Raw genomic sequence first — 22,837 nt, 5'->3', positions numbered from 1 at the left:
GGTTTTACGGGGGGATTACCGAACAGGCAACAGCTTAGACTTTTATTCCTTCTACCCGTGCCGAGGCGCACAGAGCGCAGGGTGGGCAGATGCGCCGCAGGACGCATCTGCCTCGTCATCAAGCTGGCCGCAGCTGTTTGAGCGCAGCGCTGCAAGCGCGCAGCGAGTTCTGCGGCCCCGCCCTGTGATCGAGCATCGCAGGTTGCCCGGAGCGAAGCGCAGGGACACGGGTAGCAGGGTGCTCTTTCCTTTGCTTACTTTCCTTTGAGCAAGCAAAGGAAAGTAAGTCGCCGCCGCGCGATAAGCGGCTAGCAATATTTCAAGTAGAAGCAAAGGCTGAATCAGCCTTTAGCGCTTATCCAGCAAGCACAAGCAGCTATAGAAAAGATGTGCAAGCTGGTGCTTGCTCTATGCATGAACGCCCTCTGCCAGTGCTGAGGCCTACAGCATCCAGCAAAGCTTCAAGCAAAAAATAACAGCCAAATCAGCCTCAAACGCTGATACAGCAAGCACAAGGCGCTATGCAATTAGCCCTTCATAAAAAACAAAGCCGCCATCACCAAGCCGGTGACCACAATCCCCCAGCGCAGGATGTGGGCCGGAATCTTGCGGGCCACGCGGGCGCCGCCGTAGCCGCCCAGCGTGGCAGAGATCATCATCAACAGCGCCTGCGGCCATTCGACGATGCCACCTGCGGCGTAAATGCCAACGGCAATGGCGGTGAGCAGGGCCGAGACCAGGTTTTTCATGCCGTTCATGGCATTGAGCTGGGTTTGGCCCAGCAGGCTGAACAGCGCCAGGCACAGAATGCCCAGGCCGCCGTTGAAGTAGCCGCCGTAAAAAGCCACTGCCAGCATGCCGAGGGTGGCTTTGGTGGCGCTGGCAGGCGTGCCGGGCTGGGTGTTGCGTGATGCCCAGGCGCGGATCTGGGGGCCAAACGCAAACAGCGCCGTGGCCGCCAGCAGCAGCCAGGGAACGACTTTGCGAAAAATGTCATCCGGGGTGAACAGCAGCAGTGCGGCCCCGCCTGCACCACCAATCAGGGCCAGCGCAATCGATCGGCCCATGCTCAAACCCGGGGGGGGCGCCATGTCTTCTTTGAACCCCCATGCGCCAGCGGCATAGCCGGGCAGCAGTGCCACCGTGCCCGTGGCATTGGCGGCCACGGGGGGCATGCCGGTAAAGACGAGGGCGGGCAGTGTCAAAAAGCTGCCGCCACCGGCCACGGCATTGAGTGCGCCTGCCACAAAGGCGGCCGTCAGCAGCAAGGCGATGTGTTCCCAGGGGCCAAGGCCCCAGCTAGCCAGAATTTCCATGGTGTCTCCCGTGTCCTTGGTGTTGTGTGTGAAATGGACAAAACGCACCATGCTGGTGCGCTCGTGGTGATCTTAGTGGCTAGCCAGGCACTGGCCTGCCGTGCAAAAGACAAAGCACTTTGCACCGCAGCACAGGTAGTGCTGACCTGCCACAACGGCTGCTGCGCTGGGGCTTTGGTGCTGGGGAGCCCAGAACAAGCCCGCTGGCATGGCCCTGAACACGATGCTGAGATGCCGTTGTTGCGCCGTTGTCGTGCGTCCGTACGGCTTGTGGCTCCACGCTCCCCGTCGTCGTCGCGCAGCTTGGATGGGCGGGGTGGCGTGGCGGGCTGCTGGAGTGCGTGGCTCAGGCGCGGATGTAGATCCAGCCTTGCTGCTGCAGCTGTGCCAGTGCCAGCACCGCAGGGCCGTCCAGCACTTGCAGGGGCGCACGGCAGGTGCGCTGCAAATGCGCCAAGGTGTTGGGGCACAGCAGGGTGCAGTTGTCCGCTTGGGCGTGGGGGCTGTCCAGCGCAGCGGCCACGGCACCGGCGTTGGCAATAATGCGCACTTCGCAGCGCGGGTCGGCTTTCTGGGCGTTGACGGCGTTCATGCGGGCGCGCTGCAGGCCTTCCGCGTCGGGGGCGTGCAGCAGAATTTGTAGGTGGGTGGAAGTCATGGTGAAACCGTGGTGGCGGCGCGTTGGCGCCAGGCATGGAAGGTGATGAGCAGCAGTACCAGCGCAACCAGCGGCAGCATGCCCGCATTGATGGCGTTCCAGCCTGCCGTGTGCAGCAGATGGCCGGAGCCAAAGGAGGCCAGGGCCACGCTGCCAAACACACAAAAATCGTTGGTCGCCTGTACTTTGGCGCGTTCGCTGGGGCGGTAACTGTCGGTCAGCATGGCGGTAGCGCCGATGAACCCGAAGTTCCAGCCAATGCCCAGCACAATCAGGGCACCCCAAAAGTGCAGCAGCTCCAGCCCCATCAAGGCAATGCCGCCCGAGATGGCAATCAGCACCAGTCCGATGGCAGTGATGGTGGTTTTGCCCCAGCGCGCAATCAAGCGCCCGGTAAAAAAGCTGGGCGCAAACATGGCCAGCACGTGCCATTGCACGCCCATAGCGGCCTCGCCCACGCTGAAGCCGCAGCCCACCATGGCCATGGGGGTTGCGGTCATCAAGAATGCCATCAGACCATAGCTGACCACGCCGGCCGCGCAGGCGACGATAAAAGCCGGGGTGCGCACGATCGCCCCTAAAGGGCGCGCCGGGCCGCTGACGCGGGTGGTGCTGGCCGGAGGCAGGCGCAAGCGCAGCAGCACCAGCAGGGCCAAACAGGCCAAAGCGGCCTGGCCGTAAAAGCTGCCGGCAAACGGTGTCAGGGGCAGTGCATCACGGGTCCAGATGACCAACTGTGGGCCAATGATGGCCGCCAGCAGGCCGCCCACCATCACGCGTGAAATGGCCCGCGCATGCAGCGCTGGCTCTGCCACAGCGTCCACGGCGGCAAAGCGGTAGCTCTGTACGCAGGCGCCGTAAAAGCCAGCCAGTGCAGTGCCCAGGCAAAACAGCATGAAATGACCGTAGGCAATGCCTTGGGCAGCGATCACCCCCGCCACGATGGCCAGCATGGCGCCCAGCACATAGGTGTTGCGCCGGCCCTGGCGCTGCATCAGCCAGGCAGCGGGCAAGGTGGACAAGGCCAGACCCAGCTGATACAGGCTCACAGGCAATGTGGCCAGGGTGGGGTCGCTAGAGAGTTGCTGCCCCACCAAGCCGCCCAGCGAGATGATGATGGGCGGCGCCGCTCCGCCCAGCGCCTGCGCCACAAACAGTAAATTCAAAGAGCGAGAACTGGCGGTGGCGGACATGGCGAAAGAAGGGCGGGTGACAAGCAGGGCAATAGGCAGTGCATGCACCATTGCATGGTGAAATTGTGGCGGCAGTTGGTGGGGCAGCGTGTCGCCGCTGCGCAGCAGGACTGGTGCGCCATGGCAGCCCCACAAAGCCTGGGCCTGCGCGGTGGTGACACAGGTCTGCCGCTTATGCCTGCCTAGAATTAACGCTTTGTGAAGTGAAGAAAGAACAACGATGACCGTGACAGCCCTGCAAGCACGCTATGGAGACGCCGCGCCTGCCTTGAATTTGCCCGAATTGCCTGTGCTGGATGCGATGCTGAGCCACCGCTCCGTGCGCCACTTTGTGCGCGATGCGTTGCCTGAACACACGCTGGAGACGCTGGTGGCGGCTGCGCAGTCCGCCCCCACCTCGTCGAACTTGCAAACTTGGAGCGTGATTGCGGTGGAATCGCAAGAGCGCCGCGAAGCCTTGGCCAATTTGGTGGGGCCGCAAAAGCATTTGGCCGTGGCGCCCCTGGTGCTGGTGTTTTTGGCAGACCTGTCGCGCATTGAGCGCCTGGGCCAAGCCCAAGGGCGTGACCCCGTGGGCTTGCACTACCTGGATACGTTTTTGATGGGCGTGATCGACGCTGCCCTGGCCGCGCAAAACGCCGTGGTGGCCGCAGAAGCCATGGGGCTGGGCACGGTCTATGTGGGGGGCATGCGCAACCAGCCCGAGGAAGTGGCCAAAGTGCTGGGCACGCCCGCGAATGTCTTCCCCGTGTTTGGCTTGGTGGTGGGGCGCCCCGACCCGGCCAAGCCTGCGGCCATCAAACCCCGTCTGCCGCAAAGCGCGGTGCTGCACCGTGAGCAATACCAGGTGCCTGCCGACCAAAGCCAAGAGATTGGTGACTACAACGAGGCATTGCGCCAGTTCATGCGCACGCATGGCATGCGCGAGGTGGATTGGAGTGCACAGGTGGTGGAGCGTCTGGGCAGCCCGGAGGCATTGACCGGCCGCCATCGTTTGTATGAAGCGCTGCGCAATGCAGGCTTTCGCTATACCGATATCGATAGCTCGACAGAGGGCTGATGCCATCTGACCGGCGCTGCACGCACCGTGCGGCACCGGTATGCACGGCGCAGGGCCGTGCTGCGCAAAGCACAGACAAAGAAAAAGCCCAGATTCTCGCGAATCTGGGCTTTGCTATTTGGTGGCTTGGGACGGGATCGAACCGCCGACACGCGGATTTTCAATCCGCTGCTCTACCAACTGAGCTACCGAGCCATCTGCTTGTGCAGTGAGATTGCGATTGTAGCGCAAATTTTTATGGGTTTTGAGAAAGCCGCAAAAATTACATCATCCGCAGGCGCGCAGGGCTGTGCAAGGCGCTAGGGCAGGCTGGTAAATCCTTCATCCAAGGCGGGCTCGCGCAGCAAATCCTGGTCAATGCCCATGCGTTCGCTGGCTTGCTCCAAGGCCTGCCACATGGGGGCGGGCATTTGCAAAATGCGTTCTGGCGTGCGTGACTGGGCAATCCACTCGCGGATAAAGGCGTGCTGCTCGGTGGACAGCAGCTCGAGGTGCAGCATTTCGTCGATGGTTTTCATGGGTTGCCCTCTCAGCGTTTGTGGTTGTTGTGGGGGAAAGCAAGATCGGTGCCCTGCAGGTACCGACTTTGTTGAAGATATGGTGCCAGAGTTGCTGCACTGCAAGCCCCTGCGCTGTGTGCCGGGGCAAAAAGGCTCCGGGTGGAGCCTTGGGGGATGCCGCAGTGCGCAAAGGTGCTTAGTCTTGGGCGTAGGGGTCGGCAAAGCCCAGCTCGGCCATGATGTCGGTTTCGTAGGCCTCCATCTCTTGGGCGTCTGCTTCGCTGGTTTCGTGGTCCCAGCCTTGGGCGTGCAAGGTACCGTGCACGATCATGTGTGCATAGTGCTCTTCCAGCGTCTTGTTTTGCTCCTGCGCCTCGCGCTCAATCACGGGGCCGCAGATCACCAGGTCAGCCTGTACCGTGGGCTCTTGCTGGTAGTTGAACGTCAGCACATTGGTGGCGTAGTCTTTTTTGCGGTACTGCAAATTCAAGGCCTGGCCTTCGTCCACACCGACGATGCGCACGGCCATTTCGGCATCCACGGCCAGCGCGTGTCTGATCCATTGGGTGACCTTGGCTTCGGTCAGCAGGGTTTGGTGCGCGGCCAGGTTGTCAAACTGGCCGAACTGCAAAGAGAGGTCGAGGTTGTTTAGTGTCATTTTGGCCTCTAAGGCTGATGGGGCAAGCGCTGGTAGCTATTGATTATTGCTAGTTAGCGCGTGGGGCGCCCGCCGTTGCTGGCATCGTAGGCATCCACAATGCGCGCGACCAGGGGGTGGCGCACCACGTCCGCGCTGGTAAAGCGGTTAATGCTGATGCCCTTGGTGCGTTTGAGTACACGCTCGGCGTCGATGAGCCCGCTCATGGCACCTTTGGGCAGGTCAATCTGGCTGACGTCACCGGTGATCACGGCCTTGGCTCCAAAGCCGATGCGGGTGAGGAACATCTTCATCTGCTCGGGCGTGGTGTTCTGTGCCTCGTCCAGGATGACGAAGGCATTGTTCAGCGTGCGCCCGCGCATGAAGGCCAGGGGGGCAATTTCCAGCGCGTTGCGTTCAAACGCCTTTTGCACTTTGTCGTAGCCCATCAGGTCGTACAGCGCGTCGTACAGCGGGCGCAGATAGGGGTCGACCTTTTGCGTCAGATCACCGGGCAAAAAGCCCAGGCGCTCGCCGGCCTCCACAGCCGGGCGGGTCAGCACAATGCGCTGCACGGCGCTGCGCTCCAGCGCGTCCACGGCGCAGGCCACGGCCAGGTAGGTCTTGCCGGTGCCGGCGGGGCCGATACCGAAGGTGATGTCGTGCTCGGCAATGTTCTGCAGGTACAGCGCCTGGTTGGGCGTGCGCGCGCGCAGGTCGGCGCGGCGCGTGGTCAGCTGCACGGCGGTGGCGTCGGGCTCCAGCATCTCGGCATCCCCGGCAATCATCAGTTGCAGCGTGGCTTCCTGGATGGGTTCATCGGCCATTTCATACAGCGCTTGCAGCAACTCCATGGCTTCCGTAGCCTTGGCTTTGGGGCCGTCCACCTTGAATTGCTCGTGGCGGTGCGCAATCTTGACCTGCATGCCCACTTCAATGGTGCGCAAATGCGCATCTGCGGGCCCGCACAGGTGGGTCAAACGGGTGTTGTTGTGGGGAGTGAAGGTGTGGCGCAAGATCACGCTGATAATTCCTCGGTAGGAAGACGCCGCAGCGTGGGCTGCAGCACAAAAAGGATCGCAATGATAGGCAAACTGACTGGAACCCTGCTCGAGAAGAACCCGCCCGAAGTCCTGGTGGACTGCCATGGCGTGGGCTATGAGGTGCAGGTGCCCATGAGTACGTTTTACAACCTGCCGCACCTGGGTGAGCGAATCAGCCTGCTCACGCACTTTATCGTGCGCGAGGATGCCCAGTTGCTGTATGGGTTTGCGACCGCGCCAGAGCGTCAGACATTCCGTGCGTTGATCAAAATCACCGGTGTGGGGCCGCGCATGGCGCTGTCGCTGCTGTCGGGCCTGAGTATTGATGAACTGGCACAGGCCGTGGCGCTGCAGGAAGTGGGGCGTTTGGTGAAAGTGCCGGGCATTGGCAAGAAGACGGCCGAGCGCCTGCTGCTGGAACTCAAGGGCAAGCTGGGCGATGCCGTGGCCAGCGGCGCTGCCACCCAGGTGAAAAGCGATGCGCAGTCCGACATCTTGCAAGCGCTGCTGGCGCTGGGCTACAACGACAAGGAAGCGGCGGTGGGCCTCAAAGCCCTGCCGGCCGATGTGGGCGTGTCGGACGGTATCAAGCTGGCCATCAAGGCTTTGACAAAGTAAGCGCCCATGAGCATCCATACCGAAGATTTTGGCGAAGGTTTTGAGCCCGCCCCCGCACGCAAGCCGCGCGCCAAGGCCAAGCCTGCTGCCGCAGCGCCAGTGCCTGAGCCCGCAGTGCGCAGCAGCGCCATCTCCCCCGCCCCCGTCAACAAGCACGAAGAGGCGCTGGAACGTGCCCTGCGCCCCAAGCTGCTGGATGAATATGTGGGCCAGGAAAAGGCGCGCGAGCAGCTGGAAATCTTCATCGGCGCGGCGAAAAAACGCGGCGAAGCGCTGGACCATGTGCTGCTGTTTGGCCCACCGGGGCTGGGCAAGACCACACTCAGCCACATCATTGCCGCTGAGCTGGGCGTGAACCTGCGCCAGACCAGTGGCCCGGTGTTGGAAAAGCCCAAGGATTTGGCGGCGCTGCTGACCAACCTGGAAGCCAACGATGTGCTGTTCATTGACGAGATCCACCGCCTCAGCCCCGTGGTGGAAGAAATTCTCTACCCCGCGCTGGAAGACTTTCAGATCGACATCATGATCGGCGAAGGACCGGCGGCGCGCTCCATCAAGCTGGACTTACAGCCCTTCACGCTGGTGGGGGCCACCACGCGTGCGGGCATGCTGACCAACCCGTTGCGCGACCGTTTTGGCATCGTGGCGCGGCTGGAGTTTTACAACGCCGAAGAGTTGGCACGCATCGTCAGGCGCAGTGCCGGGCTGCTGGGCGCACCGATTGACGCGGACGGAGCGCAGGAAATTGCCAACCGCTCGCGCGGTACGCCGCGTATTGCCAACCGCCTGCTGCGCCGGGTGCGTGACTACGCCGAAGTCAAGGGTGATGGCACCATCACCCAGGCGATGGCGCACAAAGCGCTGGCGATGCTGGACGTGGACCCGCGCGGCTTTGACGTGATGGACCGCAAGCTGCTCGAAGCCGTGGTGCACCGCTTTGACGGCGGCCCCGTGGGCGTGGACAACATTGCGGCCAGCATTGGTGAGGATGCGGGCACCATCGAAGATGTGATTGAGCCCTACCTCATTCAGCAAGGCTATTTGCAGCGCACGCCCCGAGGGCGCATTGCCACCAAGGCGGCCTACCAGCACTTGGGCTTGGTGGTGCCGCAAACGGCTGGTTCGCTGTTTCATGACTAAGGCAGGTTGCGAATGTGCCGCGGAAGTGGGTGCATGCGTTGCTGCACCAAGTACCAGGGAGAGATGGCTTGAATTCCAAAACTGAACCACAGGCCTCGCCCAAGCCACGCCGCCCACGCTGGCTGGCACTGGCTGCGGCCGTGCTCGTGCTGGTGGGGGTGGCGTATGCCGCGCTGCAACAGTGGCGTGGCCCCCAGGTGCCCGCTGTACAGGTGCAGGCGCAAGCGCTGGTGCGCAGCCTGCAGTTCTCGGCCCGGGTGGAAGCCAATACCCGCGTCGGGGTGGGTAGCACCGTGGTGGGACGGGTGGAATCGGTGGCTGTGAACGAGGGTGACGCGGTACAGGCCGGGCAATTGCTGCTGCACCTGGAGCAGGCCGAGTTGCAAGCAGCCGCCCAGCAAGCGCAAGCGGGTGTGCTGCAGGCCCAGGCCCAGCTGCGCAATCTGCGCAGTACCAGCCGCATCAGCAGCCAAGCCCAGGTGGCGCAGGCCCAGGCCAGCTTGAAGCAGGCGCAGGCCGACTGGGCGCGCAACCAGCAACTCGTGACCCAGGGCTTTCTGAGCCAGGCGGCCCTGGATGAGCGCCGCAAAGCGCTGGAAGTGGCGCAAGCCCAGCTGCAGGCGGCGCAGGCCCAGGCGGCGGCATCGGCCGATGGCGGCGCCGAGTTGAAAGCTGCTGAGGCGCAGGTGGCGCAAACCCAGGCGGCCTTGCAGGCTGCGCAGGCCAAGCTGGCACAGACCCGTATCACAGCGCCACGTGCGGGCAAGGTGTTGCGCCGGGCGGTGGAGCCGGGGCAGATCGTGCAGCCCGGCACGGTGTTGCTGGAGTTGGCGCTGGAGGGGGCCACCCTGATCGTGGCGCAGGTGGACGAGCGCTTTCTGGACCAGTTGCGCGAGGGTCAATCCGCCACCGTGGTGGCCGATGCCTTTGCGGACCAGCGGCTGGCAGCGCGGGTGATGTCGATTGCGCCGGGGGTGGATGCGCAGCGGGGCTCGATCGAGGTGAAGCTGGCGCTGGATGCGCCGCCGCCCGCGTTCTTGCGCGAGGACATGACCGTGTCGGTGCTGGTGGAGACCGGCGCTGAGCCGCAGGCCGTGGTGCTGCCGCTGGAGGCCCTGCAGCCCCAGCGCGATGGCAGCCTTCAGGTGCTGGTACTCAAAGAGGGCAAGGCCACCGCACAGCCCGTGCAGGTGGGGCTGCGCACCCTGGAGGCGGCGCACATTGCCCAAGGCGTGCAGGTGGGCGATGTGGTGTTGCTGCCACCGGCACGGGCGGGGCAGCGCGTGCGCCCACAGTGGACCACTCATCCTTGAGGGCCGGACACATGCCGTGGATGTTTGAATGGACCGTCGCCCTGCGCTTTTTGCGCGAGGGGCGGATGCAAAGCCTGCTCATCGTGGCGGGTGTGGCAGCCGGTGTGGCGGTGGTGACTTACATCACCGCGCTGATCCATGGCTTGCAGGCCAACACGGTGAATAAAACGCTGGGCACGCAGGCCCATATCACGGTGCGCGCGCCTGAAGACGTGGTGGTTCCGCTGCTGCCCGCACAGGCGCAAGGTGTGGTTGTTAGCGACACCCAGCCGCGTGCGCAGCGCCTGCGCTCGGTGGCCAACTGGCAGCAACTGGTGCCGGTGCTGGAGGCAGGCGCTGGCGTGGTGGCGGTCTCGCCCATGGTGTCGGGCGCGGGCCTGGCGCTGCGCGGCGAGGCGTCGCAGGCGATTGCCCTGATGGGCGTGGAGCTGGAGCGCTACCAGCGCATCGTTAATCTGCGCGAAAAAATGGTGGCTGGGCGCTGGGGACTGGCGCCGGGCGAAGCCATGATTGGCGTGGAGCTGGCGTCCGATTTGGGCGTGCGCCCAGGGGACCGCTTCACCATCGACACCGGCAGCGTGACCGAGCCGGTGCGCGTGACGGCGCTGCTGGACATGGGCGTGAAAGATTTGAACCGCCGCACCGTCGTCATTCCCTTGCGCAGCGCGCAAAACCTGCTGGGCGTACCCGGCGGAGCCACGGTGCTGGATCTGAAGGTGGCGGATGTCTGGATGGCCGAAACGCTGGCCCAGCAACTGCGCCAGCGCTATGACTACGACATCGAAAGCTGGCAAGCCACCAACGCGCAGCTGGTGTCCGCGCTGAATGCGCAAAGCATCAGCACGGCGGTGATTCGCGGCGTGGTGTTGATCGTGGTGGTGTTGGGGATTGCCAGCGTGCTCGTGGTGAGTGTGGTGCAAAAGCGCAAGGAGATTGGCATCTTGCGCGCCATGGGCACCACGCAGGCGCAGGTGCTGCGCATGTTTTTGCTGCAGGGCGCGGTGGTGGGGGCGCTGGGTTCGGTCGGTGGTGTGTTGCTGGCGGCCGTGCTGGTGCAGCTGTTTACCTTTTTTGCCCGCGATGCGGCCGGAGGCGCTTTGTTTGAAATCCACTTGAGCGGGGCCGATGCCCTCTCGGCAGCCCTGACTGCCACGGTGTGCGGCGTCCTGGCGGCGGTGATTCCGGCGCGCAGTGCCGCGCGGCTGGACCCGGCCCAAGCGATTCGGATGTAAGCCATGGCCCCGGAAAAACCATTGCCGCCCACCCCTTTGCTGCAACTGCAGGCCGTGCGCAAGTCCTACAACGTGGGCCTGCCCAGTGAAGCGGAGGTACTGCATGGCGTGGACTTGCGCCTGGATGCGGGCGAGTTTGTGGCGCTGGTGGGGCCGTCGGGTTCGGGCAAAAGCAGCTTGCTCAACATTCTGGGGCTGCTGGAGCGCATGAGCAGCGGCAGCTACCAGCTGGAAGGCCGCGAAACCCACGCGCTGGACGACAGCGGCCTGACCTTGCTGCGCCGCGAGCGGCTGGGCTTTGTGTTCCAGTTCCACCACCTGCTGCCGGCGTTTACCGCGCTGGAGAACGTGACCTTGCCCGCCTTGATGGCCCAGGGTGCCGTCACCGCGCAGGATCGGGCGCGGGCGACCGAATTGCTCCAAGCCGTGGGGCTGGGCAAAGCCCTGCACCAAAAACCGGCGGAACTGTCGGGCGGCATGCAGCAGCGGGTGGCCATTGCCCGGGCGCTGGTGCAGCGGCCCCGCCTGGTGCTGGCCGATGAGCCCACGGGCAACCTGGACACCCAGTCTTCGCAAGACGTGTTCAACCTGCTGCGCGAGATTCACGCCAGCTACGGCACCGCGTTTTTGATTGTCACGCACGACCCGCGCCTGGCGCAGCAATGTGATCGGCTGGTGGAAATTGTGGATGGCCGGATTGCCCAGGATACCCACGCTTAGGGTGAGGGGTATTTTTGGCCTGTAGCGCTTATGCAGCAAGCGCAGACAGCTCTTGTTTTTGAGTTAGCGATCGCGCAGTGCGGGCAGCATGCCGTGCACAATCAGCCACTGTGCCAGGTAGTAAGTGCCCAGCACCCAGAGGTAGACGCCTGGTATGGGCGCCACAAACTTGTCGATGGCCAATAGGCTGTCGCTGGCCATAAAGCTGATGGCGCCTGCCGCCACGCACCAGGAGGCGGTGGTGCGCAGGTACAGGGCACGGCCTATTGCCTGCGCTGCCATGCAGACAATCACGCACACATAAGCGAAGACGGGCACGCGCAACGCCGCAGGCAAGCTGCTGAACCACAAATAGCCATACAGCCCTGCACCCATGAGCGCGCACAGGGCGAAAGCCGCCTTGCTGGGCAGCCATTGCGGTGTTTCACGGCGCAGCACCCTCAGGTAAGCCAGGAGGGCGCACAAAAATGCCCCCAGGCCCAGCACAAAGCCACGCTCAAACAGCAGGCAGATATCGCCAACCATGCTGAGCAGTAGCCCCAGCAACAGCAAGGCCCAGGCAATCGGGTAACGTCTGGGGCGTGCCAGGAACCACACGCAGGCCATGCCCCAGACCATGGGCAGGGGTTTGAGCACCGCATACGCGCTGCTGTAGCCGTAGTGTGCGCTCAGGGCAGCCAGCACAGCGAAGGCGGCCATGGTCTGTTGCAGCGGGTGAATGGGGCGAAGCATGCGCATGCCCGCAGTCTGCGTGGTGGGGTGCATGCCGCGCACTAGGGTTGGCCCTGCTTGCCCGCAAGGGCTGGACACAATCTCCGGGGGCGGTGGAGTTTCGGGCTTTCCTTTAAAATTGCGCCTCTTTAGCTTTTGCGGCCTGCTGTGCGTATGCGCTTGCGGCCCTTTGTCTGCAACGCGTGGCCGCAGCTGCGCCCGAACCGTCTCCCATCCAGTGACTTACGCTCCAGAAACCCGGCGTCGCCGCACCTTTGCCATCATTTCCCACCCGGACGCGGGTAAGACCACGCTGACCGAAAAGCTGCTGCTGTTCTCGGGTGCGATCCAGATTGCCGGTGCCGTCAAGGGCCGCAAGGCCTCGCGCCACGCCACGTCGGACTGGATGGAGATTGAAAAGCAGCGCGGCATCTCGGTGGCCTCGTCGGTGATGCAGATGAGCTACCGCGACCACGTGATCAACCTGCTCGACACCCCTGGCCACAAGGACTTCTCGGAAGATACCTACCGCGTGCTGACGGCCGTGGACTCGGCGCTGATGGTGATTGATGCGGCCAATGGTGTGGAGTCGCAAACCCGCCGCCTGATCGAGGTTTGCCGCCAGCGCAACACGCCCATCATTTCGTTCATCAACAAGTTTGACCGTGAAGTGCGCGACCCGCTGGACATCATGGACGAAGTCGAGCGCGAGCTGGGCATGCCTTGCTGCCCCATCACCTGGCCCGTGGGCCAGGGCAAGAGCTTTGGCGGCATCATCAATCTGCAGACACAGACCATGACGGTGTTTGCTGCTGGCAGCGAAAAGCGCCCAGAAGATTTTGAAGTCATCCCACTGACCGACACCGACAGGCTGCGCGCCCGCTTTGGCCAGGCCTTTGACGATGCCATCGAAAGCATGGAGCTGGCACAGGGTGCCTCGGCGCCGTGGAGCCATGCAGACTTTCTGGCAGGCAAGCTGACCCCCGTGTTCTTCGGCTCCGGCGTGAACAACTTTGGTGTGATGGAGGTGCTGAACGCCGTGGTCGACATGTCGCCCCCGCCCGGCCCGCGCGTGGCGTTCACCGAAGTGAACCGCCAGCGTGAAGAAAAGATCATCCAGCCCGAAGACCAAGGCTTCTCGGGCGTGGTGTTCAAGGTGCAGGCGAACATGGACGCCAACCACCGCGACCGCATCGCCTTCGTGCGCGTGGCGTCGGGCAAGTACACGCCCGGCATGAAGATGAAAGTGCAGCGCACCGGCAAGGAGCTGCGCCCCACGTCCGTGGTGACGTTCATGTCGCAGCGCCGCGAGGCGGTGGATGAAGCCTACGCGGGCGACATCATCGGTTTTACCATCCACGGTGGCGTGCAGTTGGGTGACTCGATCACCGACGGCCCCAGCCTGCAGTTCACCGGCCTGCCGTTCTTCGCCCCCGAAATGTTCATGACCGTTGTCTTGAAGAACCCACTGCGCACCAAGCAGCTGCAGCAGGGCCTGATGCAGCTGGGCGAAGAGGGTGCGATCCAGGTGTTCAAGCCCGATGTCGGCGGCAACATGCTGCTGGGCGCCGTGGGTCAGCTGCAGTTTGAAGTGGTGCAACACCGCCTGAAGACCGAGTACGACTGCGACGTGCGCCTGGAAGGCTGCCAGTACACCGGCGCGCGCTGGATCACGGCCGATTCGCCCGCCGAGCTGCGCGAGTTCGAGAACGCCTACCCCATGCGCCTGGCGCACGATGCGGCCGACACCCTGGCTTTCCTGTGCACTAGTCCCTACGACGTGCGTCTGGCGCAGGAACGCTTCCCCAAGATCCATTTCCACCCGCTGCGCGAGCACGCCGGTCTGTCCTTGGGTAGCGCCCATTAATTGAAATCATTAGCGGCCTGCATGCGTCGTTGCCGCATCTCGCCGTAGCGCTGCGACGGTCTTCGATCCGGCGCCTCGCCTGCACCGCTGCGCTGGCCGCGACGGATTTCTAAAGTGTGTGGTTGCGAACCCGTGCGTGCACGGGTTTGTTTTTTGAGAGTTTGCTGTGAGCCAAGAATTTCTACGTCCCTTGTCTGAACTGCCTGTGCCTGCCAATGTGCTCGGCGTGCTGACCGACATTGATGACACGCTGACCACCGAAGGGGTGGTGCCCGAGCACGTGGTGGCCGCCATCGCACGCCTGAAAGATGCGGGACTGAAGGTGGTGCCCATCACCGGCCGCCCCGTGGGCTGGAGCGTGCCGTTTGCGCGCGCCTGGCCGGTGGATGCCATCGTGGCCGAGAACGGTGCCGTGGCCCTGCGCCGCAACGCCGCAGGTGGCCTGGACAAGCTGTACCAGCAAAGCGAAGACACCCGCGTGCGCAACTTTGCACGCATGCAGGAAGTGCTGGCGCAGATCGAGCAGCAGGTGCCCGGCGCACAGCGCGCCACCGATTCGCATGGCCGTGAGTGCGACATTGCCGTGGACCACAGCGAGTTCACGCACATGCCGCAGGCCCAGATTGACGAGTGCGTGGCCATCATGCGCGAAGCGGGCATGAATGCCACCGTCAGCTCCATCCACATCAATGGCTGGTTTGGCGACCACAACAAGCTGGAAGGCGCGCGCTGGATTGTGCGTGAGCTGTTTGGTATCGATCTGGATGCCACGTTGGGTCAATGGATCTACATTGGTGATTCGACCAACGACCAGCTGATGTTTCAGCACATGCCCCACAGCGTGGGCGTGGCCAACATTGCGCGCTTTGTGCCGCAACTGCAGCACATGCCGCGCTATGTGACCGCAGCCGAACGGGGTGACGGTTTTGTACAGCTGGCCGACCATTTGCTGGCCCGATAACCGCCGTGCAAATGAAGCATAAAAAGTGCTGCTAACGCAGATATAGCCAGCGTTAGCAGCTATTAAAACCAAACAACAAAAAGGCCCGCATGCTGACGCTTGCGGGCCTTTTTTTGTGGAGCAATCAGTCGATGCTGACCTGTGCTTTGTCGATCACGCCCTTGTACATGGCGGTGTCCTGGTCGATCAACTGCTGGAACTGTGCGGGCGTGCTGCCGACAGCGCCAAAGCCCAGCTGCGTCAACTTGGTTTTGACCTCGGGCGATTGCGCGGCTTCGGCAATCGCGCTGGACAGCTTGTCCACAATCGGCTGGGGTGTGCCCTTGGGGGCCAGCACGCCGACCCAGGAGTTCATCACAAAGCCGGGAAAGCCAGCTTCTTCCATGGTGGGGATGTCGGGCTCGCCGGGCCAGCGCTGCTTGGAGGCCACGGCCAGCACCTTGATCTTGCCGCTCTTGGCGTGGGGCATGGGCACCAGGGCGGGGTCAAACAGCATGTCGACCTGGCCACTCATCAGGTCAGCCAGGATGGGCGCGCTGCCGTTGTAGGGCACGTGCTGGGCGTTCAGCCCGTTTTCCTGCGCCCAGCGCGCGCCGATCATGTGGGCGCTGGCGCCTGTGCCGCTGGAGGCGTAGTTGAGCGGGTTTTTCTTGCCATATTCGGCCAGTTCCTTGGCGTTTTTCACCGGCAGCTTGTTGGCGGCGAACAGGAACATCGGCAGATCGGCCACATGGCTCACGGCCACAAAATCGCTGGCTTTGTAGGGGAGCTTTTTGTACAGCGACATGTTCACCGTGTACGCGGCCAGCATGCTGACAAAGTGGTAGCCATCGGCCGGTGCCCGTGCGGTTTGGGCGACACCGATGGTGCTGTTGGCGCCGGGCTTGTTCTCAATGATGACGGGTTGGCCCAGGCGCTTGCTCACTGCGTCAAACACGGTGCGGCTGACGATGTCGGTGGAGCCACCAGGGGTGTAAGGGACCGTTACTTTGATCGCCTTGGTGGGCCAGTTGGCGGAGCTGTCTTGGGCCTGGCTGTGGGTGGTGAACGCCACGCTGCCCAAGGCCAAAAGGGTGGTCCATGCGCTGCGCTGGAAGTGGGCAATGCTTGCCATTGGTGTCTCCATTTCTTTGTTGTATGGGCAGCGGTGCCGCCTCTCCCTGAATGTCATCTTCTTGATAAAAAGATGACATTTGAACTATAGAAATGAAGGGCAATCAACGGTCAGGGGGTTATCCCTTGCACCGTGTCGTGCAGGTGTCTGCCGTCTTGGTTAGACGCGCGAGATATGGCGTTTGCTGCCCGCGACACGCTCGACTTTGCCTTCCCGCATCAGCAGTCCCAAGATGCTGTACGACAAGTAATCTTTGGAGCCACCGCCGTAATCACTGCGCAGGCCCAGCAAGCTGGCGACGTCTGAATTGCTCACTCCTTGGGGATTGGTGCGGACAAAGTTCAACACAGCCTCTTTGAGCAAACTCAGCCTATCTGCGCGCGTTCTTGGGCACCCGTCGGTACCGTGATCGCCGTGCGCCGTGCGCTGTGTGCGCGATAAGCCTGATGGCATCACGCTGTTGGTCAACGGGCCTCCACTGTCTTCGGTGCCGAACGCGGCTATCAACTCCGCTTCAATTTTGAGCGATTCAGCTTCGGTCAAATGCTGCACCAGCACTTCGACCAGGACCTTCGCACCGCTTTCCACAATGGCCTGAATGCGCAGCCCCTTGCGGGTGCTGTCAGGTTGGAGCAGGTGGTCAGACGAGCGGGTGCCCGTACCTTTGCCAATATAAAAAGCCTGGGCGGGCGATGAGCGAGGGTCTTTGAGTGCGTAAACGTACTAAGACTTGGCCTCGCTCATGCTGGCTCCTGGTGGGGTTAAGTGCGGGCAAGCACTGACTGTATTGCTTGCCCGGTGTGTGTGCCCATCGCCACCACCTCTTCGGGGGTGCCGGCGGCCACAATGCGGCCACCGCCGCTGCCGCCTTCGGGGCCCAGGTCGATGATCCAGTCAGCCTCGGCGATGACGTCCAGGTCGTGTTCGATGACGATCACGCTGTGGCCGCCGTCCACCAGGCGGTGCAGCACGCGGATCAGCTTGTCCACGTCGGCCATGTGCAGGCCCACCGTGGGCTCATCCAGTACGTACAGCGTGTGGGGCGCCTTGTTGCCGCGCTTGGTGATGTCGTCGCGCACCTTGGTCAGCTCGGTCACCAGCTTGATGCGCTGGGCCTCGCCACCGCTCAAGGTGGGCGAAGGTTGGCCCAGCGTGAGGTAGCCCAGGCCCACGTCCTTCAGCAGCTGCAGCGGGTGGGCGATGCTGGGCATGGAGGCAAAGAACTCCACGGCCTCGTCCACCTCCATCTGCAGCACGTCGCCAATGCTCTTGCCGCGCCAGGTGACGGCCAGCGTCTCGGGGTTGAAGCGCGCGCCGTGGCAGGTCTCGCAGGGCACCTTCACATCGGGCAGGAAACTCATCTCGATGGTGCGCATGCCCTGGCCTTCGCAGGCCGGGCAGCGGCCTTCGCCGGTATTGAAACTGAAGCGCCCTGCGCCGTAACCACGGGCCTTGGCCTCCAAAGTATCGGCAAACAGTTTGCGGATGGTGTCCCAGAAACCGATGTAGGTGGCAGGGCAGCTGCGCGGTGTCTTGCCGATCGGCGTCTGGTCTACCTCCAGTACGCGGTCGATGATTTCCGTGCCCCAGACGGCTTCGCAGCCGATCAGCGCTGGCGTCTTGCCCGCTTGTGCCGCTTCGCGGCCCGCCTTGGTGCTGCGCTGGTTGACGAGGTTGGCCACACTGGTCAGCAGCACATCGCGCGCCAGCGTGGATTTGCCCGAACCCGACACGCCCGTGATGGCGACCAGACGCTTGAGGGGCACGCTGGCCTCGATGTCTTGCAGGTTGTGCAGGTTGGCGCCGTTCACGGTCAGCCAGTGCAGCGGGCCGGTGGCTTTGCTGGTGGGCTGCTGCAGCTCGGCATTCAGTGCGGCGCTGTCGGCGGCCAAAGCGGCGGCGGCATCGGCAGCGATCTGCTTTTTGGTGCGTTTTTTGGGTTTTACGCTGGCTGCATCTGCGCTAGCAGCTTCTGTTTGGATAGCGGTCGAATCCGCCACGCCATGCACTGCACGGCGGGCTTGGAAGGGGTGGCGCATGGCGTGCAGCAGGTAACGGCCGGTTTGCGAATCGGCGGCGGCCATGATGTCTTCGGGCGTACCTTGGGCCACCAACGTGCCGCCGCGCTTGCCAGCGCTGGGGCCGATGTCGATCACATGATCGGCACGGCGGATGGTGTCTTCGTCATGCTCCACCACCACCAGGGTGTTGCCCTTGTCGCCGAGCTTGTGCAGGGCGTTAAGCAGGATGTGGTTGTCACGCGCGTGCAGGCCAATCGTGGGTTCGTCCAGCACGTAGCACACGCCCTGCAGGTTGCTGCCCAACTGGGCAGCCAAGCGAATGCGCTGCGCCTCGCCGCCGGACAGCGTGGGGGCGCCCCGATCCAGGGTCAGGTAGTTCAGGCCCACTTCTTCCAAGAACTCCAAGCGCCCCAGAATTTCGGGGATCAGGTCGCGCGCGATGTCGGTTTCTCGGCCGGTCGTCGTCAGTTGCTGGAACCATTCACGCAGCGCGCTGACGGACAGTTGCGCCAGCTCGGTGATGGTCTTGCCATGAAAGCGCACCGCGCGGGCGCGGGCGTTCAGGCGCGTGCCCTCGCAGGTCGGGCAGGTGCATTCCTCGAGGTCTTCAACCTCGTTGGCGGTCAGCGTTAGTTCGCGGCCACGGTTGTCTTCGGCCAGGGTGCTGTCGTCATAGACTTTGCGCTGGTCCTTTGTCAGCTTCACGCCCGTGCCCACGCAGTCGGGGCACCAGCCGTGCTTGCTGTTGTAGCTGAACAGGCCGGGTTCCAGCTCGGTATAGCTGGTGGCGCAGACCGGGCAGGCGCGCTGGGTAGAGAACACCTGCAGCGTGCCCACGCCTTTGCCCTGCTCGGGCGCCCCAATCGCGGCCTCCAGGGTGTCGATGCCCGACAGCACATGGACCACGCCCTTGCCGATCTCCAGCGTCTTGGCCAGCTGCGCGCGCAGCTCTTTTTCGTTGGCCGCCGTGACCTTGACGCTGGCCACGGGCAGCTCGATGGTGTGTTCCTTGAAGCGGTCCAGGCGCGGGAAGCCCGTGGTCGGCAGGAAGGCACCGTCCACGCGCAGGTGCGTGTAGCCCTTGGGGCGGGCCCAGTCGGCCAGCTCGGTGTACACACCCTTGCGGTGCACCACCAGCGGGGCCAGCAGGCCGATGTGCTGGCCCTTGAACTGGGTCAGCAGCTGGGCGGCAATGCGCTCGGGCGTTTGCGGCTCCACGGCGGCGCCGTCGTGCACGCAGTGCTGGGTGCCCAGCTTCACGTACAGCAGGCGCAGGAAGTGCCAGACCTCGGTGGTCGTGCCCACGGTGGACTTGCGCCCGCCGCGCGACAGGCGCTGCTCGATGGCCACGGTGGGCGGAATGCCCCAGACGGCATCCACTTCGGGCCGGCCAGCGGGCTGCACGATGGAGCGCGCATAGGCGTTCAGCGATTCGAGGTAACGGCGCTGGCCTTCGTTGAACAGGATGTCAAACGCCAGCGTAGACTTGCCCGAGCCGGAGACGCCGGTCACCACATTGAACTTGCCGCGCGGAATGTCCACGCTCAGGCCCTTGAGGTTGTGCTCGCGGGCATTGACGATTTCAATGGCGTTTTTGCCTGCTGGCGCTTTGCGGACGGGCGCCGACAGCTCTTTTTTATAGAGCATGGGCGCCACTTCTTCGACCAGCTGGCCGCCCACCCCCATGGCCAAGTCGTACTCGCGCAGCGCCTGCGCGGTGTGTGATCCGGGTACGTGGCGCACGTCCTCGGGCGTGCCCTGGGCCACGATCTGGCCGCCGCCGTCGCCCCCCTCGGGGCCCAGGTCGATCAGCCAGTCGCTGGCGCGGATCACGTCCAGGTTGTGCTCAATGACGATCAGGCTGTGGCCCGCCTCCAGCAGCTTGCGCAGCGCGCGCATCAGCTTGGCGATGTCTTCGAAGTGCAGACCGGTGGTGGGCTCGTCAAACAGGAACAGCGTGCCCTTGCGCGCAATCTTTTGCTTGGACTTGGAGGCAGTCTTTGCCGCCTCGGCCAGAAAGCCTGCCAGCTTCAGCCGCTGGGCTTCACCGCCCGACAGCGTGGGCACGGGCTGGCCCAGCTTCACGTACTCCAGCCCCACATCGACGATGGGCTGCAGGGCGCGGATCACCTCGGCATCCTGGCGGAACAGTTGGGCCGCCTCGGCCACCGTCAGCTCCAGCACATCGGCCACGTTCAGGGCGCGGCCATCGCGCTCCAGGGTGATTTCCAGAATCTCGGCGCGGTAGCGGCTGCCGTTGCAGTCGGGGCAGCGCAGGTAGACGTCGGAGAGGAACTGCATCTCCACATGCTCGAAGCCCGAGCCGCCGCAGGTGGGGCAGCGGCCATCGCCGCTGTTGAAGCTGAACTTGCTGGCCGTGTAGCCGCGCTGGGCCGACAGCGGCGCGAGTGCAAACAGCTCGCGCAGGCTGTCCCACGCCCCCACGTACGAGACGGGGTTGGAGCGTGCGGTCTTGCCGATGGGTGACTGGTCGACAAATACCACGTCGGCCAGGTGGTCGGCGCCCAGCAGGCGGTCGTGCGCACCGGGGCTGTCGGTGGGCTTGCCAAAGTGGCGCAGCAGGGCGGGTGCCAGGATGTCCTGGATCAGCGAGGATTTGCCCGAACCCGACACGCCGGTGATGGTGACCAAGCGTTGCAGCGGGAAGTCCACGTTCAAATTCTGGAGGTTGTGCTGGCGCGCGCCTTCCAGAATCAGGCGGGGGGTGGACTCGGTCACCATGCGCTTGACGCCAAAGCCCACCTGCTTGCGCCCGCCCAGGTAGGCACCGGTCAGGGTGTCGGCGCGCTTGAGTTCCTCGGGCGTGCCGTCAAACACGATCTGCCCGCCGCGCGCCCCGGGGCCCGGACCCATGTCGATCATGCGGTCGGCGGCAAACATCACGGCCGGGTCGTGCTCCACCACCACCAGAGTGTTGCCCGCATCGCGCAGGCGGTGCATGGCCTGGGTGATGCGCTCCATGTCGCGCGGGTGCAGGCCGATGCTGGGCTCGTCCAGCACAAACAGGGTGTTGACCAGGCTGGTGCCCAGCGCCGTGGTCAGGTTGATGCGCTGCACCTCGCCGCCGGACAGTGTGCGGCTTTGCCGGTCGAGCGTCAGGTAGCCAATGCCCACATCCACCAGGTACTTCAGGCGCGTGCCGATCTCTTCGTTCAGCAGCTTGAGCGCCTGCAATTCTCCCTCGGCCAGCCCGGTCTGGTTGCCCAGGTGCAGGCTGTCGAAGAAGCTGCGCAGCCGAGTGATGGGCAGGCGCATCAGGTCGTGCAGGCACAGGCCGGGCAGGGCCTCGAGCTGGGTACGGCTCCAGGCCACGCCGGTGGGCAAGAAGCGTTGTTCAGGGGGCAGCACCGCATCGGCCTGTGGCTTGCTGCCGATGCGCCACAGCAGGCTTTCGGTCTTCAGGCGTGCGCCGGCGCAGGTGGGGCATTCCGTGTAGCTGCGGTACTTGGACAGCAGCACGCGAATGTGCATCTTGTAGGTCTTGGTTTCCAGGTACTCGAAGAAGCGGCGGATGCCGTACCACTGCTTGTTCCACTGGCCCTTCCACAGCGGCGAGCCTTCGATGACCCAGTGCTTCTGTTCCGGGGTCAGCTTGCTCCAGGCGATGTCGCGCGGGATGCCTTCGGCCTCGGCATGGCGCATCAGATCGTCCTGGATCTCTTTCCAGCCCGGTGTCTGGATGGGCTTGATGGCCCCGGTGCGCAGCGTGAGCTTGTCGTTGGGAATCACCAAGCCCCAGTCCACACCAATCACACGGCCAAAACCCCGGCAGGCGTCGCAGGCACCCACGGCGGAGTTGAAGGAGAACAGCGACGGCATGGGCGCCGTGTAACTGAGGTTGCTCTCGGGGCAGTGCAGTCCCTGCGAGAACTTCCATTCGTAAGCCTGGCCCTCTTCGGGCATGACGTACACGGTCAGGTGGCCGTTGCCGCGCTTGAGGGCGACCTCGATGGCCTCCATGGCCCGGGCGCGCTCCACGCGGCTGAAGCGGAAGCGGTCGGCCACCACGTCCAGCACCTTGATGCTTTCGGGGGGCGCGGACTTGGCCTTCTTGCCCTTAGCAGGTTCTTCCACGGGCACGGCACGTTCGACTTCACGCTCGGCCTGCACCTTGGTGAAACCGCTGGCCGACAGCCATTGCTCCACTTCTTCCTGCGAGGTGTTGGCGGGCAACTCGACCGGGAAAGTTAATGCAATGCGCGGATCACCGGCCTGTTCACAGCGCTGTTGCAGGGCTGCCAAAATTGTTTCATGCGTGTCGTGCTGGACGGGCAGTGTGGTCTGGCGGTCGAACAAATGGGCAGCGCGCGCGAACAGCAGCTTGAGGTGGTCGTTCAGCTCCGTCATCGTGCCCACGGTGGAGCGGGAGTTGCGCACCGGGTTGGTCTGGTCAATCGCAATCGCCGGGGGCACGCCTTCGACCTTGTCCACGGCCGGTTTGTCCATACGGTCTAGGAACTGGCGCGCGTAGGCACTGAAAGTTTCCACGTAGCGGCGCTGGCCTTCGGCAAACAGGGTGTCGAACACCAGGCTGGACTTGCCCGAGCCGCTTGGGCCGGTGACGACGGTCAATTCGCCCGTGTTGATGTCGAGGTCCACGTTTTGCAGGTTGTGCTGGCGGGCGCCACGGATGCGAATCTGGCCTTGGGTCATGGTGTGCGTAGGAGAAGCAAAAACAAAGCGGCCAATCATTCTAGGCAGGCAGCCGTCGC

At 63.7% G+C, this 22,837-nt stretch carries 19 protein-coding genes and 1 tRNA gene; 9 read left to right on the top strand and 11 right to left on the bottom strand.

Annotation, left to right across the window (positions count from 1 at the left end; translation table 11 throughout):
- Positions 1-527 precede the first annotated feature (527 nt).
- From B3R00_RS03135 to B3R00_RS03125, 3 genes are all read right to left on the bottom strand, one after another.
- Positions 528-1,316, bottom strand: a complete 789-nt coding sequence (locus B3R00_RS03135; protein ID WP_286997377.1) for a sulfite exporter TauE/SafE family protein — start codon at positions 1,314-1,316, stop codon at positions 528-530.
- A gap of 346 nt (positions 1,317-1,662) precedes the next feature.
- Complete coding sequence (locus B3R00_RS03130; RefSeq protein ID WP_286997375.1) at positions 1,663-1,974, bottom strand: hypothetical protein; 312 nt, start codon at positions 1,972-1,974, stop codon at positions 1,663-1,665.
- Positions 1,971-3,167 (bottom strand): MFS transporter, encoded by a 1,197-nt coding sequence (locus tag B3R00_RS03125; protein ID WP_286997373.1) that lies wholly within the window; start codon positions 3,165-3,167, stop codon positions 1,971-1,973. Before B3R00_RS03125 ends, B3R00_RS03130 begins: the two co-directional genes overlap by 4 nt.
- A 54-nt stretch (positions 3,168-3,221) precedes the next feature.
- Between B3R00_RS03125 and B3R00_RS03120 the strand changes: the two genes are divergently transcribed.
- Positions 3,222-3,353, top strand: coding sequence for a hypothetical protein (locus tag B3R00_RS03120; RefSeq protein WP_286997371.1), 132 nt, complete (start codon positions 3,222-3,224; stop codon positions 3,351-3,353).
- A 34-nt stretch (positions 3,354-3,387) separates the two neighbouring features.
- Positions 3,388-4,227, top strand: coding sequence for an NADPH-dependent oxidoreductase (locus B3R00_RS03115; protein ID WP_286997369.1), 840 nt, complete (start codon positions 3,388-3,390; stop codon positions 4,225-4,227).
- 119 nt (positions 4,228-4,346) lie between these two features.
- Here the strand turns inward: B3R00_RS03115 and B3R00_RS03110 are convergent.
- From B3R00_RS03110 to B3R00_RS03095, 4 genes are all read right to left on the bottom strand, one after another.
- Positions 4,347-4,422: transfer RNA gene (locus tag B3R00_RS03110), tRNA-Phe, on the bottom strand.
- Positions 4,423-4,526: 104 nt separating this feature from the next.
- Positions 4,527-4,745 carry a hypothetical protein gene (locus tag B3R00_RS03105; RefSeq protein WP_174862229.1) on the bottom strand — a complete coding sequence of 73 codons (219 nt, stop codon included), beginning with the start codon at positions 4,743-4,745 and terminating at the stop codon, positions 4,527-4,529.
- A gap of 178 nt (positions 4,746-4,923) precedes the next feature.
- Entirely contained in the window at positions 4,924-5,385 is a 462-nt protein-coding gene (ybeY, locus tag B3R00_RS03100) for an rRNA maturation RNase YbeY (RefSeq protein ID WP_286997366.1), read from the bottom strand.
- 53 nt (positions 5,386-5,438) lie between these two features.
- Positions 5,439-6,386 (bottom strand): PhoH family protein, encoded by a 948-nt coding sequence (locus B3R00_RS03095; protein ID WP_286997365.1) that lies wholly within the window; start codon positions 6,384-6,386, stop codon positions 5,439-5,441.
- Positions 6,387-6,446: 60 nt separating this feature from the next.
- Between B3R00_RS03095 and ruvA the strand changes: the two genes are divergently transcribed.
- The 5 genes from ruvA (at position 6,447) to B3R00_RS03070 (ending at position 11,430) form a co-directional block, all read left to right on the top strand.
- On the top strand, positions 6,447-7,025 hold the full coding sequence (gene ruvA, locus B3R00_RS03090) for a Holliday junction branch migration protein RuvA (protein ID WP_286997364.1): 579 nt from the start codon (positions 6,447-6,449) through the stop codon (positions 7,023-7,025).
- A gap of 6 nt (positions 7,026-7,031) precedes the next feature.
- Complete coding sequence (gene ruvB, locus B3R00_RS03085; RefSeq protein ID WP_286997363.1) at positions 7,032-8,165, top strand: Holliday junction branch migration DNA helicase RuvB; 1,134 nt, start codon at positions 7,032-7,034, stop codon at positions 8,163-8,165.
- 68 nt (positions 8,166-8,233) lie between these two features.
- Positions 8,234-9,478 (top strand): efflux RND transporter periplasmic adaptor subunit, encoded by a 1,245-nt coding sequence (locus tag B3R00_RS03080; RefSeq protein ID WP_286997362.1) that lies wholly within the window; start codon positions 8,234-8,236, stop codon positions 9,476-9,478.
- Between the two features lie 11 nt (positions 9,479-9,489).
- Complete coding sequence (locus B3R00_RS03075) at positions 9,490-10,710, top strand: ABC transporter permease (RefSeq protein ID WP_286997360.1); 1,221 nt, start codon at positions 9,490-9,492, stop codon at positions 10,708-10,710.
- 3 nt (positions 10,711-10,713) lie between these two features.
- Positions 10,714-11,430, top strand: a complete 717-nt coding sequence (locus B3R00_RS03070; protein WP_286997359.1) for an ABC transporter ATP-binding protein — start codon at positions 10,714-10,716, stop codon at positions 11,428-11,430.
- Between the two features lie 63 nt (positions 11,431-11,493).
- Here the strand turns inward: B3R00_RS03070 and B3R00_RS03065 are convergent, their stop codons facing one another.
- On the bottom strand, positions 11,494-12,195 hold the full coding sequence (locus tag B3R00_RS03065; protein WP_286997358.1) for a lysoplasmalogenase: 702 nt from the start codon (positions 12,193-12,195) through the stop codon (positions 11,494-11,496).
- A 184-nt stretch (positions 12,196-12,379) separates the two neighbouring features.
- Here B3R00_RS03065 and B3R00_RS03060 point away from each other — a divergent pair, with 184 nt between their 5' ends.
- Together B3R00_RS03060 and B3R00_RS03055 are read left to right on the top strand one after the other, a co-directional pair.
- On the top strand, positions 12,380-14,008 hold the full coding sequence (locus B3R00_RS03060) for a peptide chain release factor 3 (RefSeq protein WP_286997356.1): 1,629 nt from the start codon (positions 12,380-12,382) through the stop codon (positions 14,006-14,008).
- Positions 14,009-14,174: 166 nt separating this feature from the next.
- Positions 14,175-14,969 carry an HAD-IIB family hydrolase gene (locus B3R00_RS03055; RefSeq protein WP_284214753.1) on the top strand — a complete coding sequence of 265 codons (795 nt, stop codon included), beginning with the start codon at positions 14,175-14,177 and terminating at the stop codon, positions 14,967-14,969.
- Positions 14,970-15,093: 124 nt separating this feature from the next.
- Here the strand turns inward: B3R00_RS03055 and B3R00_RS03050 are convergent, their stop codons facing one another.
- From B3R00_RS03050 to uvrA, 3 genes are all read right to left on the bottom strand, one after another.
- Positions 15,094-16,083 (bottom strand): Bug family tripartite tricarboxylate transporter substrate binding protein, encoded by a 990-nt coding sequence (locus tag B3R00_RS03050; RefSeq protein ID WP_286997355.1) that lies wholly within the window; start codon positions 16,081-16,083, stop codon positions 15,094-15,096.
- Positions 16,084-16,242: 159 nt separating this feature from the next.
- Positions 16,243-16,755 (bottom strand): hypothetical protein, encoded by a 513-nt coding sequence (locus B3R00_RS03045; protein ID WP_376747640.1) that lies wholly within the window; start codon positions 16,753-16,755, stop codon positions 16,243-16,245.
- Between the two features lie 89 nt (positions 16,756-16,844).
- A complete protein-coding gene (gene uvrA, locus B3R00_RS03040; protein ID WP_286997352.1) occupies positions 16,845-22,778 on the bottom strand; it encodes an excinuclease ABC subunit UvrA in 5,934 nt (1,977 codons plus the stop codon).
- Between the last annotated feature and the right edge of the window lie 59 nt (positions 22,779-22,837).

This window comes from Comamonas sp. UBA7840 (assembly GCF_002501455.1).
Taxonomy (GTDB): Bacteria; Pseudomonadota; Gammaproteobacteria; order Burkholderiales; family Burkholderiaceae_C; genus Comamonas; species Comamonas jiangduensis.
Note: the sequence above shows the minus strand (reverse complement) of the source record. Positions and strands in the feature narration are given on the sequence as shown.

What these genes read in the sequence shown, in the direction of transcription:
- B3R00_RS03135 (WP_286997377.1), bottom strand. Translation starts at nt 1,316, where the DNA reads ATGGAAATTCTGGCTAGCTGGGGCCTTGGCCCCTGGGAACACATCGCC.
- B3R00_RS03130 (WP_286997375.1), bottom strand. Translation starts at nt 1,974, where the DNA reads ATGACTTCCACCCACCTACAAATTCTGCTGCACGCCCCCGACGCGGAA.
- B3R00_RS03125 (WP_286997373.1), bottom strand. Translation starts at nt 3,167, where the DNA reads ATGTCCGCCACCGCCAGTTCTCGCTCTTTGAATTTACTGTTTGTGGCG.
- B3R00_RS03120 (WP_286997371.1), top strand. Translation starts at nt 3,222, where the DNA reads ATGGTGAAATTGTGGCGGCAGTTGGTGGGGCAGCGTGTCGCCGCTGCG.
- B3R00_RS03115 (WP_286997369.1), top strand. Translation starts at nt 3,388, where the DNA reads ATGACCGTGACAGCCCTGCAAGCACGCTATGGAGACGCCGCGCCTGCC.
- B3R00_RS03105 (WP_174862229.1), bottom strand. Translation starts at nt 4,745, where the DNA reads ATGAAAACCATCGACGAAATGCTGCACCTCGAGCTGCTGTCCACCGAG.
- ybeY (WP_286997366.1), bottom strand. Translation starts at nt 5,385, where the DNA reads ATGACACTAAACAACCTCGACCTCTCTTTGCAGTTCGGCCAGTTTGAC.
- ruvA (WP_286997364.1), top strand. Translation starts at nt 6,447, where the DNA reads ATGATAGGCAAACTGACTGGAACCCTGCTCGAGAAGAACCCGCCCGAA.
- ruvB (WP_286997363.1), top strand. Translation starts at nt 7,032, where the DNA reads ATGAGCATCCATACCGAAGATTTTGGCGAAGGTTTTGAGCCCGCCCCC.
- B3R00_RS03075 (WP_286997360.1), top strand. Translation starts at nt 9,490, where the DNA reads ATGCCGTGGATGTTTGAATGGACCGTCGCCCTGCGCTTTTTGCGCGAG.
- B3R00_RS03070 (WP_286997359.1), top strand. Translation starts at nt 10,714, where the DNA reads ATGGCCCCGGAAAAACCATTGCCGCCCACCCCTTTGCTGCAACTGCAG.
- B3R00_RS03065 (WP_286997358.1), bottom strand. Translation starts at nt 12,195, where the DNA reads ATGCACCCCACCACGCAGACTGCGGGCATGCGCATGCTTCGCCCCATT.
- B3R00_RS03050 (WP_286997355.1), bottom strand. Translation starts at nt 16,083, where the DNA reads ATGGCAAGCATTGCCCACTTCCAGCGCAGCGCATGGACCACCCTTTTG.
- uvrA (WP_286997352.1), bottom strand. Translation starts at nt 22,778, where the DNA reads ATGACCCAAGGCCAGATTCGCATCCGTGGCGCCCGCCAGCACAACCTG.